The 13,350-nt window shown below is 65.4% G+C and carries 14 protein-coding genes; 4 read left to right on the forward strand and 10 right to left on the reverse strand.

Annotation, left to right across the window (positions count from 1 at the left end):
* Positions 1-102: 102 nt before the first annotated feature.
* Together ACOI2T_RS26650 and ACOI2T_RS26655 are read left to right on the forward strand one after the other, a co-directional pair.
* Entirely contained in the window at positions 103-1,011 is a 909-nt protein-coding gene (locus ACOI2T_RS26650; protein ID WP_421874785.1) for an EspA/EspE family type VII secretion system effector, read from the forward strand.
* Between the two features lie 116 nt (positions 1,012-1,127).
* Complete coding sequence (locus tag ACOI2T_RS26655) at positions 1,128-1,625, forward strand: sensor domain-containing protein (RefSeq protein WP_421874787.1); 498 nt, start codon at positions 1,128-1,130, stop codon at positions 1,623-1,625.
* A gap of 83 nt (positions 1,626-1,708) precedes the next feature.
* Here ACOI2T_RS26655 and ahcY read toward each other — a convergent pair whose 3' ends face one another.
* The 6 genes from ahcY to ACOI2T_RS26685 form a co-directional block, all read right to left on the reverse strand.
* Positions 1,709-3,178, reverse strand: coding sequence for an adenosylhomocysteinase (gene ahcY / locus ACOI2T_RS26660; protein WP_067854643.1), 1,470 nt, complete (start codon positions 3,176-3,178; stop codon positions 1,709-1,711).
* Between the two features lie 71 nt (positions 3,179-3,249).
* On the reverse strand, positions 3,250-3,873 hold the full coding sequence (gene alkX, locus ACOI2T_RS26665; RefSeq protein WP_067854646.1) for a TetR family transcriptional regulator AlkX: 624 nt from the start codon (positions 3,871-3,873) through the stop codon (positions 3,250-3,252).
* Positions 3,874-3,914: 41 nt separating this feature from the next.
* The gene (locus ACOI2T_RS26670; protein ID WP_067854649.1) at positions 3,915-4,097 is read right to left on the reverse strand and encodes a rubredoxin; all 183 of its coding nucleotides are present in this window, start codon (positions 4,095-4,097) and stop codon (positions 3,915-3,917) included.
* Entirely contained in the window at positions 4,094-4,267 is a 174-nt protein-coding gene (locus tag ACOI2T_RS26675) for a rubredoxin (RefSeq protein WP_084356876.1), read from the reverse strand. Before ACOI2T_RS26675 ends, ACOI2T_RS26670 begins: the two co-directional genes overlap by 4 nt.
* The gene (locus ACOI2T_RS26680; RefSeq protein ID WP_409504666.1) at positions 4,264-5,421 is read right to left on the reverse strand and encodes an alkane 1-monooxygenase; all 1,158 of its coding nucleotides are present in this window, start codon (positions 5,419-5,421) and stop codon (positions 4,264-4,266) included. Before ACOI2T_RS26680 ends, ACOI2T_RS26675 begins: the two co-directional genes overlap by 4 nt.
* A gap of 230 nt (positions 5,422-5,651) precedes the next feature.
* Complete coding sequence (locus ACOI2T_RS26685) at positions 5,652-7,127, reverse strand: amino acid permease (RefSeq protein ID WP_409504459.1); 1,476 nt, start codon at positions 7,125-7,127, stop codon at positions 5,652-5,654.
* A 61-nt stretch (positions 7,128-7,188) separates the two neighbouring features.
* Between ACOI2T_RS26685 and ACOI2T_RS26690 the strand changes: the two genes are divergently transcribed.
* On the forward strand, positions 7,189-8,574 hold the full coding sequence (locus ACOI2T_RS26690; RefSeq protein ID WP_409504460.1) for an FAD-dependent oxidoreductase: 1,386 nt from the start codon (positions 7,189-7,191) through the stop codon (positions 8,572-8,574).
* A gap of 12 nt (positions 8,575-8,586) precedes the next feature.
* On the opposite strand, the gene manA is transcribed toward ACOI2T_RS26690, so the two are convergent.
* From manA to ACOI2T_RS26710, 4 genes are all read right to left on the reverse strand, one after another.
* The gene (manA, locus tag ACOI2T_RS26695; RefSeq protein WP_409504461.1) at positions 8,587-9,813 is read right to left on the reverse strand and encodes a mannose-6-phosphate isomerase, class I; all 1,227 of its coding nucleotides are present in this window, start codon (positions 9,811-9,813) and stop codon (positions 8,587-8,589) included.
* Positions 9,814-9,817: 4 nt separating this feature from the next.
* Positions 9,818-10,897: a TobH protein gene (locus ACOI2T_RS26700; protein WP_409504462.1), complete on the reverse strand. Its 1,080-nt coding sequence runs from the start codon at positions 10,895-10,897 to the stop codon at positions 9,818-9,820.
* The gene (locus ACOI2T_RS26705) at positions 10,894-12,282 is read right to left on the reverse strand and encodes a phosphomannomutase/phosphoglucomutase (protein ID WP_085147126.1); all 1,389 of its coding nucleotides are present in this window, start codon (positions 12,280-12,282) and stop codon (positions 10,894-10,896) included. Before ACOI2T_RS26705 ends, ACOI2T_RS26700 begins: the two co-directional genes overlap by 4 nt.
* 86 nt (positions 12,283-12,368) lie before the next feature.
* Positions 12,369-12,788, reverse strand: a complete 420-nt coding sequence (locus ACOI2T_RS26710; protein WP_067854682.1) for a DUF3499 domain-containing protein — start codon at positions 12,786-12,788, stop codon at positions 12,369-12,371.
* A gap of 131 nt (positions 12,789-12,919) precedes the next feature.
* Here ACOI2T_RS26710 and ACOI2T_RS26715 point away from each other — a divergent pair, with 131 nt between their 5' ends.
* Complete coding sequence (locus ACOI2T_RS26715) at positions 12,920-13,342, forward strand: metallopeptidase family protein (protein WP_067854757.1); 423 nt, start codon at positions 12,920-12,922, stop codon at positions 13,340-13,342.
* Positions 13,343-13,350: the final 8 nt, after the last annotated feature.

The raw sequence follows: 13,350 nt of genomic DNA on the forward strand, positions 1-13,350 counted from the left end.
CGCGAAGCGAGCAGTGCTGTCACCGTGGCGCGGACAAATTCTGATGCGCAAACGGGTAACTCGACCGCGATAGGCTTACCTAACATCCAACTGGAGGTCGCGGTGAGTCTACTCGATGCGTTCATGCAGACGTGGTCTCAAGCTCGGGGAACTTTCGGGCACGGCAATCCCGTGAACCGAGATTCACTCAACACCAGTGACAGGCTTCGGCAAGTTGGATCGTCTCTCGTCGACGCAAAGTCAAATGACAAGTGGCAAGGGTCTGCCGCGGACTCGTACGACTCGGTCAACGCGGCACAGACGAGCGCCGTCGCCGAGTTTGCGAACCTCGATCGGCGTTTCGCCGCCGAAATCGACAGGTCCGCCACTGCCGTCATCAGGGGACGACAAAGCCTCGATGAAATACGTGACTGGGTCGTCGATGCCGCCGTTGCCCTGCCCAAAAACGAAGCCGGCCAACGGATGTTGATACCCATCGTCAAGGAAGGTATTTCTGGCATCGCCCAGATTGTCCGCCGAACACACACCGACCAAAGCACCATCGCGGCACGTTTGCGTACTCTCGCCGGCGAGTACGCAGCGCTCGAACCTGCAGACACCGATGGCAATAGACCGGAAACTGTCCAGCGCCTCACTGACGACGAGACGCAGCCGGACACGGAATCACACGAAAGCAAAGTGGCTCGATGGCAGCTGGATTGGCAGATGCTTCAGCGTGACATGGCCGCGCACAACGCCGAAGTCGCCGCGTTCAACAGTCGGCGACCGCCAGATGGCAGCCCGTACCCGGTAGTCGCTTCCTGGAACGCCCAACGTTTGACGTTGGCCGCCGCGGCCGAAGCGCTCTATCTGAGGCAAATGAAGATGTATGCCGACGGAACAGCGCTTGGCATTCCCGTGGAGCAGCCACAACCTCCAATCATCATCGACGGGCCATTCCAGATCCCAGGCACCGCACCGAGTGGCTTGAACGCAACGAATCCGCAAACGACAAGGGTGTACACGATTTGACTTCCAGGACACGGTTTTTCCTACAGGTTTCGGCGCTGGTAGTTCTGATCGCGATATTGGGAGCCTGCAGAGGACCCGTTGCCACTGCTCCCCCACCACCCACTACCGATTCGGTCGTGCTCAGCATTGACGACGTCAGGAGAATCAGCGGTGTCAACGCTTTAGAACGAACCGTTGACACCAATCGTCCGAAACCTGACAACAATGCGGTTCCCGCATGCCGAGCGCTATCGGACCAAGGCGTCGCGTTCGGCGACCAGTGGACGGAATTTCACTCGACATCCGACAACGGAAACCTCGACGTTCGAGGTGTGCCAGGTCTGATGGCCGTCGCCGGACAGGTCGTCGCGATCTACCCGAACGAGGAGGCGGCGCGTGAGGCCTTCGACCGGCGAATAGCCGCGGTTGAGGAATGCGTCAAGCTTCATATTCCGTTCTACGACCCGGCAGTATCCCGGCCGGCGGACGACACCGCCGTCTTCAGCGGCGACGGATGGTCGTCGGCCACCATCGTGAAATCCGCTGTAGTGATTGATGCGGGCGTCGTGGCACTTCCCGACGCTGAGCGGGTTGCGTCCGAGCTGGCGCAGGCAATGGCGGATCGGATCCCCTGACGCGCAAAGCGAGCAGACGCAGAATCGCCCAAATCCGTGAGGATTTGGGCGATTCTGCGTCTGCTCGCGCTACGTCAGCTAACTCAGTAGCGGTAGTGCTCGGGCTTGTAAGGCCCTTCGACGTCGACGTTGATGTACTCGGCCTGCTCCTTGGTGAGCTTGGTCAGCTGCCCGCCGAGAGCCTCGACGTGGATGCGGGCGACCTTCTCGTCGAGGTGCTTGGCCAGCCGGTAGACCGCGTTGTCGTACTCGTCGTTCTTGGTCCACAGCTCGATCTGGGCGATGACCTGGTTCGAGAAGCTGTTGCTCATCACGAACGAGGGGTGCCCGGTGGCGTTGCCCAGGTTGAGCAGACGACCTTCGGACAGCACGATGATCGACTTGCCGCTGTCGAACGTCCACTGGTCGACCTGCGGCTTGATGTTGATCCGCGTGGCGCCAGAACGCTCAAGCGCCGCCATGTCGATCTCGTTGTCGAAGTGGCCGATGTTGCCCAGGATGGCCTGGTCCTTCATGGCCTTCATGTGCTCGATGGTGATGATGTCCTTGTTGCCGGTCGCCGTGATGACGATGTCGGCTTCGCCGATCGCGTCCTCGACGGTGCGGACGTCGAACCCGTCCATCAGGGCCTGCAGTGCGTTGATCGGATCGATCTCGGTGACCGACACGCGGGCGCCCTGCCCGGCCAGGGACTCCGCGCAGCCTTTGCCGACGTCGCCGTAGCCGCAGATGAGCACCTTCTTGCCGCCGATCAGCACGTCGGTGCCGCGGTTGATGCCGTCGATCAGCGAGTGGCGGGTGCCGTACTTGTTGTCGAACTTGGACTTGGTGACCGAGTCGTTGACGTTGATGGCCGGGAACGGCAGTTCGCCCGCGGCCTCGAACTGGTAGAGACGCAGCACGCCGGTGGTGGTCTCCTCGGTGACACCCTTGACCGACTCGGCGATCTTGGTCCACTTGTTCTTGTCGGTCTCGAAGCGCTCGCGCAGCACCGAGAGGAAGACCTTCCACTCGGCCGGATCGTCGTCCTCGGCGGGCGGGACCACACCGGCCTTCTCGTACTGCGCACCGCGCAGCACCATCATGGTCGCGTCGCCACCGTCATCGAGGATCATGTTGGCGGGCTCGCCTTCCCAGGTGAGCATCTGCTCGGCGGCCCACCAGTACTCCTCGAGGGTCTCGCCCTTCCACGCGAACACCGGGACACCCTTGGGCTCGTCGACGGTGCCGTGCGGGCCGACGACGACGGCGGCGGCAGCGTGGTCCTGGGTGGAGAAGATGTTGCACGACGCCCAGCGGACCTCAGCGCCGAGCGCCACCAAGGTCTCGATGAGAACCGCGGTCTGCACGGTCATGTGCAGCGAGCCGGACACGCGAGCACCCTTGAGCGGGGCCACCTCGGCGTATTCGCGGCGCAGTGCCATCAGGCCGGGCATCTCGTGTTCGGCCAGCCGGATCTCCTTGCGGCCGAAGTCGGCCAACGACAGGTCTGCGACCTTGTAATCGATGCCGTTGCGTACGTCTGCCGTGAGCTTCTGCTCAGTCGTCGTCATGTGATTCCTTACTCTGCGCGCATCGTAATTACTTAGCTAATTTACACATTAGCTTCGCGGGGTGGGCGGCTCTAATTCTCTTCGATCACACCGTAGCGCTCGGCGAACGGTGTCATCAGTCGGGCCAGGTCACCGGCCACATCGTGATCCGCCTCGGGGGGCATGGAGACGTAGCTCATCGCCAGCCGCACGATCGCGCGCGCCAGCACGCCGGCATCCTCGTCACTGGCCTTCATCCAGCTGTTCTGGAACGTGCCGGTCAACCGATCCGAGCACCGGCTGATGATGGGACCGCTGCCGGTGGTGATGATCTGCAGCAGATCGGGCTTCGAGGCTCCGGTCAGCAGCGAGATCACCAACGGATCGGCGGCCGAGTCCACGAAGAACGAGCGGAAGCCTTCCAGGAACGCGGCATGCACGTCACCGACGTTGTGGTTGATCGCGTCGTCGACGGCGTCGACCAGCCGATCGGCCAGCCGCATGGCATATCCCTCGGCCAGGCCCTGACGTGACCCGAACTCGTTGTAGATCGTCTGCCTGCTGACGCCCGCGGCCTGGGCCACGTGCGACAGCGTGATCGCCGACCAGTCCCGGGTCAGCAGCAGATCGCGCATCCCGTCGAGAATCGAATCGCGCAGCAGCACCCTCGACGCCTCTGCGTACGGGATGCGTTGCTTGTCACGCGGACGACTCACACGCGCGACAATATCGCTTCCCGCCGCAGAGCAGGCCACTGTCACGGCCGGGCGACCTCCACCATCTCGAAATCGGACTTGGCCGCACCGCAGTCCGGGCAGCTCCAATCGTCTGGAATGTCGTCCCAACGGGTACCCGGGGCGATGCCGTCCTCCGGCCAGCCCTTCTCCTCGTCGTACTCGAATCCGCACTGCACGCACACGTACAACTTGTAGTCGTTCATCGCGAAACCTCCACACTCTCGAAATCAACCTTCTCCCGCACCGCGCAGTCCGGGCAGCACCAGTCATCGGGCACGTCCCCCCACGGCGTGCCGGCCGGAAAGCCTTCGCGCGGTGCGCCTTTGGCTTCGTCGTACACGTAACCGCAGCCGGGGCAGCGATAGGCGCTCATTGCGCGGCTCCAGCCGCTCCGTAGCGGGCCAGGACCTTGTCGCGCAGCCGCGGCTGGATGTTGACGCGCGTGATGTCGCCGTCGTAGTGCTCGAGCACCCGGTGGTCCATGACCTTGCGCCACAGCGGCGGCAGGTACGTCAACCCGATCAGCGAGGCGTAGCCACTGGGCAGATTGGGCGCACCGTCGATGCTGCGCAAAGTCTGATACCGGCGTGTCGGGTTCGCGTGATGATCGCTGTGCCGCTGCAGGTGATACAGGAACAGGTTGGTCACGATGTGGTCGGAGTTCCAGCTGTGCACGGGCGCGCACCGCTCGTAGCGACCGCTCGGCGTCTTCTGCCGCAGCAGACCGTAGTGCTCCAGATAGTTCACCGACTCCAGCAGGCTGAACCCGTAGACGGCCTGGATGAGCATGAACGGGACCACGCCGACGCCGAAGATCGCGATGAGCACACCCCAGAACACCACCGACATCGCCCACGCGTTCAGCACGTCGTTCGACGGATGCCACGGCGACTTGTTCTGCCTGCGCAACCGCTGCGCCTCCAACTCCCACGACGACTTCAGGCTGCCGAACACGCTGCGCGGCAAGAACTCCCAGAACGTCTCACCGAACCGGGCCGATGCCGGATCCTCCGGAGTGGCCACCCGCACGTGGTGCCCGCGGTTGTGCTCGATGTAGAAGTGGCCGTACCAGGTCTGCGCGAGCGTGATCTTCGACAGCCAGCGTTCGAGCGAATCTCGCTTGTGGCCCATCTCGTGTGCGGTGTTGATGCCCACCCCTCCGAGCACCCCCACCGACAACGCGACACCGATCTTGGCCGGCCAGCCCAGGCCGCCGTCGAATCCCAGCCAGCTCAGGTCCGATGCCGTGAACAGATAGGCGCCCAGGACCACGCTGGCGTATTGGAACGGGATGTAGACGTACGTGCAGTACCGGTAGTACTTGTCGTTCTCCAGCTGCTCCATGACCTCGTCAGGCGGGTTCTGGCCATCCGGGCCGAACCGCAGGTCCAGCAGCGGCAGTAGTACGTAGAGCAGGATCGGGCCGATCCAGAGCGGGATCTGCGCAGCGATGTGCCACCCGAGCTGATTGAACGCCCACACGAGCGGCAGCACCACGAACATCGCCGTCGGGGCGATCAGGCCCATGAGCCACAGGTGCCGCTTCTTGTCACGCCATTGCCGGACCTCCGACGCGCCCGGGTTGCCTGAAAGTTCCGCCACCACGTCAAGCCTCCTTATGTGAGAGCCATCACTGCAATGACTTGACTATAGGGCGGTATATGTCTTCTGTCTAGACACAGAGATGGTATTTGTAAACGACCGATGTGCGCGCGGTCACACGGGCGGGCGAAACAAGAACCGAGCGATCCCGAGTGTCAGACCGTCGTCGTGACGTCGCGGTTGGCCAACACCGAGTGCCGGCGACCGTAGACCGCGTACACGACGACGCCGATCGCCATCCAGATGAGGAACCGGATCCACGTCACCCCGGTCAGGTTGAGCATCAGCCACACGCACGCGATGATCGCGGCGATCGGCAGCAGCGGCACCCACGGTGCCCGGAACCCACGCGGCAGGTCCGGGCGGGTACGGCGCAGCACGATGACGCCGGCCGACACCAGCACGAACGCGAACAACGTGCCGATGTTCACCATCTCCTCGAGCTTGCCCATCGGGAACACCGAGGCGGCGACCGCGACCAGAACGCCGACGATCACCGTGATGCGCACCGGCGTCCCGTGCCGGCCGGTGGTCGCCATCTGACGCGGCAGCAGTCCGTCGCGCGACATCGCGAACAGCACCCGCGTCTGCCCCAGCATCAGCACGATCACGACAGTCGTGAGCCCTGCCAGCGCGCCGATCGAGATGACCTTGGCGGCCCAGTGCACGCCGTTGAGTTCGAATGCCGTGGCGAGGTTGGCCGAGGCGCCGTCACCGCTCTTGAGGTCGACGTAGGACACCATGCCGGACAGCACGACCGCCACCGCGACGTAGAGCACCGTGACGATCGCGAGCGAGCCGAGGATGCCGCGCGGCACATCCCGTTGCGGGTTCTGCGTCTCCTCAGCCGTGGTGGCGACGATGTCGAACCCGATGAACGCGAAGAACACGATGGAAGCCCCGGCCAGCACGCCGTACCAGCCGTAGTGGCTGCCCTCGGCGCCCGTCATCAACGAGAACAGCGACTGCTCGGCGCCGCCGGCGCCTTCGCCGGCCCCCTCACCGGGCGGTATGAACGGCGAGTAATTGGCCGCCTTGATGTAGAACGCGCCGACGACGACCACGAGCAGCACCACCGAAACCTTGATGATGGTGATGGCCAGGCTGAAGTGCGCCGACAACTTGGTGCCCATCGCCAGCAGATAGGTGACGAAGGCGATGATCAGCAACGCTCCCCAGTCCAGTGTCAGGCCGCCGAGCTCGGCGGTACCGCCGCCGAACCCGAACACCGTGCCGAGATAGCTCGACCAGCCCTTGGCCACGACCGCCGCGGCGACCGCGAACTCGAGGATCAGATCCCAGCCGATGATCCAGGCGACGAACTCACCGAAGGTCGCGTAGGAGAACGTGTACGCGCTGCCGGCGACCGGCACGGTCGAGGCGAATTCCGCGTAACACAGCGCGGCGAGACCACAGGCGATTGCAGCAATGATGAACGAGATCGAAATCGCGGGTCCGGTGAGGTTGCCGGCGGTCGACGCGGTGATCGTGAAAATACCCGCGCCGATCACCACGGATACGCCGAAAACGGTCAGATCCCACCAGTTCAGATCTTTTCGCAGCCGCGTCGACGGTTCATCGGTGTCAGCTATCGACTGCTCGACGGACTTGGTGCGCCATCTGCCGTTCATCAGTTGCGTCGCCTTCCATTCGTGTCCGCTTCAGGTCATGTTCCCACTACCGTGGCGGTCGATGAGTAGGACACGAGAACTCGCCTCCAAACATGCCGTCGTCATCGGAGGCAGCATCGCCGGCCTGTGCGCGGCCCGGGTGTTGTCGGATCACTTCGACCAAGTGACGCTCTACGAACGCGATGAATTACCCGATCAACCGGTCAACCGCAGTGCCATTCCCCAGGGGCAGCACGTCCACCTCCTGATGGCGCGCGGCGCACAGGAACTCGAGAAGATCTTTCCCGGGCTCCTCGACGAGATGGCCGCGGCCGGCGTACCGGTCGTCGAGAACCGCCCCGAGTCGATTCACTTCACCGCCGCCGGTCACGTGCTCGGCACCGGCCGAACCCTCGAGTCCAACTTCACCGCGTACGTGCCGAGTCGCGGTCAGTTGGAATGGCAGGTGCGCAAACGCACCCTCGCGCTGCCCAACGTGACCGTCGTGCAGAACGGGGTCGTACAACCGCAGTTCGATCCGGCCGCAGAACGGGTGACGGGCCTGCTCCTCGACAACGGCGAAACCGTGTCCGCCGACCTCGTAGTCGACGCGTCCGGACGGGGCAGCCGCCTGCCGGTGTGGTTAGAGGAATGGGGTTACGAACGTCCGCGCGAGGATTCCGTGAAGATCGGGGTGACGTACGCGTCGCACCGGGTGCGAATCCCCGACGGGATGATCGCGGAGAAGATGGTTCTGGTGAGCGCCTCGCACGACGAGGGCCTCGGCATGGGCATGCTGTTCCACGAAGACGGCATCTGGACCGTGACGGCGTTCGGAGTCGCCAAAGCCGAACCACCGCAAGACTTCGCCGGTATCTGCGCGCAGGCCGATACGACCGTGCCGCCGCACATCAGTGCGGCACTGCGGGCCGGTGAGCCCGTGGGCGAGATGGCATTCCACCGCTACCCGGTGGCCAAGTGGCGCCGCTACGACAAACTGCACCGGATGCCGGCAGGCATCTTCCCGTTCGGCGACGCGGTGGCGAGCCTCAACCCCACGTACGGCCAGGGCGTGACGATGACGGCGCTGCAGGCCGGCAATCTGCGCAGTGTGCTCGCGAGCGGCCGCCAGAATCTCATCAGGCGTCTCGCGTACAGCACCGCGCGGTCGACGTATCCGGTGTGGCTCATGAACGCCGTCGCCGACCACATCGCGCACGGCGCCGAAGGCGACAAGCCGCGGTGGTACCGGCCGATGTACGGGCTCTTCGATCAGTTCCTCGGCGCCGCCGAGACGGATCCTGTTCTGGCCGAATGGTTCCTACGGCGAACCAGCCTGCTCGATAGCCTGTATCTGGCACCGTCACCGCGGCTGATCGGGCGGGCGATCCGGACCAACATGCGAGCGTTCCTGGCTGAACGTAGCGGGCCGGGCAAGCAGAACGAGGAAATCCTCGCGACGCTCTGAGCCGCTTCCCGGCTAGATTCCGACGGTCACCCGGAACAGCTTGGTGGGCTCGTCGGCGGTCAGCCGGATCGGGCCGTCGTCAGCAGCCACCCACGCGGCCGCACCACGCTCGAGGGTCAGCCGCCCACCCTTGCTGTGCACGACGGCCGCGCCCTCGGTGCACAGCAGCAGCTGGGGTCCGTCATGGCGTGACTGGGCGTCGATCTCGTGGCCGAGATGGTCGCCGTCGACGCACAGCACCGACACCGCGAATTCCGGGGCCGGGGTCTGGTAGATGAGTTCGGTTCCGTCCCTGACGATTTCGGGACGCAGTCGATCCTCCGGGGTCGGGGTGAAATCGAGCACCCGCAGGAGTTCGGGCACATCGACGTGCTTGGGCGTCAGCCCGCCGCGCAACACGTTGTCGGAGTTGGCCATCACCTCGACGCCCACGCCGTGCAGATACGCGTGCAGATTGCCCGCGGGCAGATACAGGCCTTCTCCCGGCTGCAAGCTGACGCGGTTGAGCAACAACGACGCCAGCACGCCGGCATCGCCGGGGTAGCGCTCCCCGAGCTCGAGCACCGTCTTGGCTTCCGCGGCGAATTTCTTCTTGCCGGAGCGGATGTATTCGATCGCGCCGTCGAGCACTGCGGGAACCAGCACATCCAGATCGGGCTGCGGCGCGGTGATCCACGTCGTGAACAAGGCACGCAAGCCGTCGCCGTCCGACTGGCCGGACAACAGATTGATGAAGGGGTCGAGGTCCGAGACCGCCAGCGCGCGCATCAACTCGACCGTGCGCTCCACCGGACGGAACCCGGCCAGTGCGTGGAATTGCCCTAGCGCAACCAGTAATTCAGGCTTGTGGCTGCGATCGCGGTAGTTACGCGTCGGCGCGGATACAGGTATCTCCAGGCGGTCCTCGCGCTCGAAGCCCTCCTGCGCCTGCTGCGCGCTCGGATGGGCCTGCAGTGACAACGGTTCGTCGGCCGCCAACACCTTGACGAGGAACGGCAGCGCATCTCCGAACCGAGCGACCGTGGTGGTGCCGAGCTGCCCCTCCGGATCGTCGTGCACAGCCTCCAGCAGCGACTGTTCGCCGTGCTCGCTCTGCAGCCAGGCCGGATCCCCCGGATGCGCGCCGAACCACAGCTCGGCCTCCGGATGCACTGTGGGACTTGGCCTTCCAGTGAACTCGGCAATCGCGGTCCGCGAACCCCACGCATAGGTTCGCACCGCTCCCCGTAGCAGATGCACTTCGTTAACCTCGAACCAGTTTCAGATAGACGGCGGTCATCTCCAAGCGAACCGCCATGATCGCCAGTTGTTGTTCGGGACGCCCCATCGGAAGAGCCGTTCCGGCAAGCTCGGGAACGTCCTCGGCGCCGATCACGGAGATGTCGTCGAAACCACCGATCCGGGCCGCCACATTGGGTCGTTCGACATCGGTGCTCACCACGAACGTGCGCATTCGGCGCGGCAGCGGCCCGTCGATCTGTTCGTCGTGGAACAGTGATCGTTCAGCGCCTGAGCCGGCCGATCGGGTCGCACCGCTCCCCTCCGCCGCCAGCACATCGGCCAGGCCGGCCGCGGCCACCACCTCCCCGGCCACCCGCAACATCGTCGCCGCCCCGTGCCGGGCCAGCGCGAGCGTCGCCGCGGTGTCGCCGGCGAGGACGACGTCATATCCGGACATCCGGTCTGCCAACGTCTTGGCGGGGTTCGTGAACAACTCCCGACCCGCGCTGTTGCGCAGCGCCTCGGCATCCAGTTCATCTGCCAGCGCCGCCAGATCGACACGGATGCCCGCGTCCAGTACCTGCAGGACAGCCAGGCCGGCGGCCAGGTACCGCGTCAAACCGAAATCGTCGGGCACCCACAGCCGCGGAGCCAATGCCACCGCGCGTCCCGCCGTGACATCACGCAACGGGCCCTCGTACGCACCCACCACGAGCACCCGGGCACCACGCCGGACCCCGGTGGCCGCGGCATTCACCAGCGCCGGATCGCCCGGATCGTCGCCTGCGACGACCAGCACGTCGAGCGCACCGATCCACGGCGGGGTCTCGGCCGCGACGACAATCGGGGTCGCGACTGATCCACCGAGCGCAGCAGCCAGCATCGCGCCCGCGGTCTCGGCCACACCGCGGCCGGCCACCCAGATCACCGTGCGCGGTGGATGGTCGGACCGCAGTGGTTCGAGCGTCCCCTCCGAAAACGCGGCGGCGGTCGCCCGAACCTGCGCACCGGCCATGGCCGCCGCGCGCAGCAGACCGTTACGGTCGGCGGCGAGAAGTCCGTCGCCGTCGTCGAGATCCACCGTGGCGTCGACGGCGTTCACGTCGCCACCTCACTCACCGTCCGGATCTGGGTGGCGACCTTGTCCACGATCGCCTCGACGTCCTCGGCGGTGCGTGCCTCGACGTTGAGTCTCAGCAGCGGTTCGGTGTTGGAGGTACGCAGGTTGAACCAGCTGCCGCCGCCCAGATCGACGGTCACGCCGTCGAGATGGTCGATCGAGTGGATGCCGGAGCCGAACGACTTGAGCACCGCGTCCACGCACGCCGCCGCATCGGCGACGGTGAAGTTGATCTCGCCGGAGGCCTCGTATCGCTGATAGTCGGCCATGATCTCCGACAGCGGTCGCTCTTGTTCACCGAGCGCGGCCAGTACGTGAAGTGCGGCCAGCATGCCGGAATCGGCACCCCAGAAATCACGGAAGTAGTAATGCGCCGAATGCTCCCCGCCGAAGATCGCACCGGTGTCGGCCATCAGCCCCTTGATGTAGGAATGCCCGACTCGCGACCGCACCGGCGTGCCGCCGCGCTCGACCACCAACTCGGGAACCGCGCGCGACGTGATCAGGTTGTGGATGACCGTCGCGCCGATCTCGCGGGTCAGTTCACGCGCGGCCACAAGCGCGGTGACCGCCGAGGGCGACACCGGCCTGCCGAGTTCGTCGACCACGAAACAGCGGTCGGCGTCGCCGTCGAACGCCAGACCGATGTCGGCGCCCGTCTCCAGGACGTAGGCCTGCAGGTCGACCAGGTTGGCCGGATCCAGCGGGTTGGCCTCGTGGTTGGGGAACGTCCCGTCCAGCTCGAAGAACAGCGGCAGCACGGTGGCGCCGGCGATCGGACCCAGCACCGCGGGCGTGGTGTGGCCGGCCATGCCGTTGCCCGCGTCGACCGCGATGCGCAGCGGTCGTAATTCACTGAGATCGACCAGCGAGCGGAGGAATTGGCCGTAGTCGGCCAGCACGTCGCGGTCGGTGACGGTGCCTGCCGCGCCGTGGTGGGCCGGCACTCCGTTGATCACCTCGTCGGCGATCACCGACAGGCCGGTGTCCTTGCCTACCGGTTTGGCCCCGGCCCGGCACAACTTGATGCCGTTGTAGGCGGCCGGGTTGTGGCTCGCGGTGAACATCGCCCCCGGGCAGTTCAACTTGCCGGAGGCGAAATAGAGCTGATCGGTGGACGCGAGGCCGATCCGGATGACGTCGAGCCCCTGGGAAGTGACGCCTTCGGCAAACGCCGCGGACAGCGATGGCGAACTGGATCGCATGTCGTGTCCGATCACGACCTGTTCGGCACCCTCGGCGCGAACCAAGCGGGCAAACGCGCCGCCGACATCAGCGACGAAGGCGTCGTCGAGCTCCGTGCCGACCAAGCCGCGGACGTCATAGGCCTTGATGACACTGTGAACAGCCGCTGCTGGCCGAGACATAGAACTCCTTGTGAAACGGGATCGTTGGCGCCAGCCTAACCGTCTTGCGGCAACAACACGCTCACTACTCTTGGCCCGACCGGCTTCTACTCATTGAGGTCGGGCAACACCCGCAGGTGGCCACGTCGCCGCCCGTTCGATTCCGGCGGCCGCGCCGTCGGGGCCATCACTGCGCCACCGCTGACTCCGGTGGCGGGATCGGAGAACCCGGCAACCACACCACCCCGCGGTACGGTGCCGGCCTGGCCCTCCCGTACCGCGTCCGCGAGCGCCACCAGATCGTCTTCATCGGGGTGCGTCGGCAGCGGGCCGGCATGGCGCACGAGCTCCCACCCGCGCGGTGCCGTGATGCGGCTGGCATGCCCGACGCACAGGTCCCAGGAATGCGGTTCGGAGACCGTGGCCAGTGGACCGACGACGGCTGTCGAGTCCGAATAGACGAAGGTCAGCGTCGCCACGGCATAGTGCGGGCACCCGGGCCGGCAGCAGCGACGGGGAACATTCACGCACCAGAGATTATCTTGGTCGATCGCCGCACGCTGCCGGACACGCGCAGCCGCGGGGCGCCCGATCCCGAACCGTTACGATCGTGCCCGTGGCCCAGCGGAACCATTGGCGATCTCGGCGCGGCCGCGACATCCGCGGTCCGCTGCTGCCGCGGTCGGTCCCCGGCTGGCGCAGCCGGGCCGAACGGTTCGACATGGCGGTGCTGGAGGCCTACGAGCCGATCGAGCGTCGGTGGGCCACCCGGGTCAACGCGCTCGACGTCGCCGTTGACGAGATTCCGCGGATGTCCCCGAAAGATCCGGACAGTGTGCAGTGGCCACCGGAGGTGGTGGCCGACGGTCCCATTGCGCTCGCCCGGCTGATACCCGCCGGCGTGGACGTCAGGGGGAATTCGACCCGGGCGCGAATTGTGTTGTTCCGCAAGCCCATCGAGCGCCGGGTCAAAGGATCCGATGAGCTGGCCGATCTACTGCATGAAATCCTGGTGGCCCAGGTGGCCACCTATCTTGGCGTCGAACCCTCGGTCATCGACCCAACGATCGACGACGAGTGACGCTGCGG

The sequence above is a fragment of the Mycolicibacterium wolinskyi str. Jessa 2025 genome, from assembly GCF_049241375.1.
GTDB classification, from domain to species: Bacteria; Actinomycetota; Actinomycetes; order Mycobacteriales; family Mycobacteriaceae; genus Mycobacterium; species Mycobacterium wolinskyi.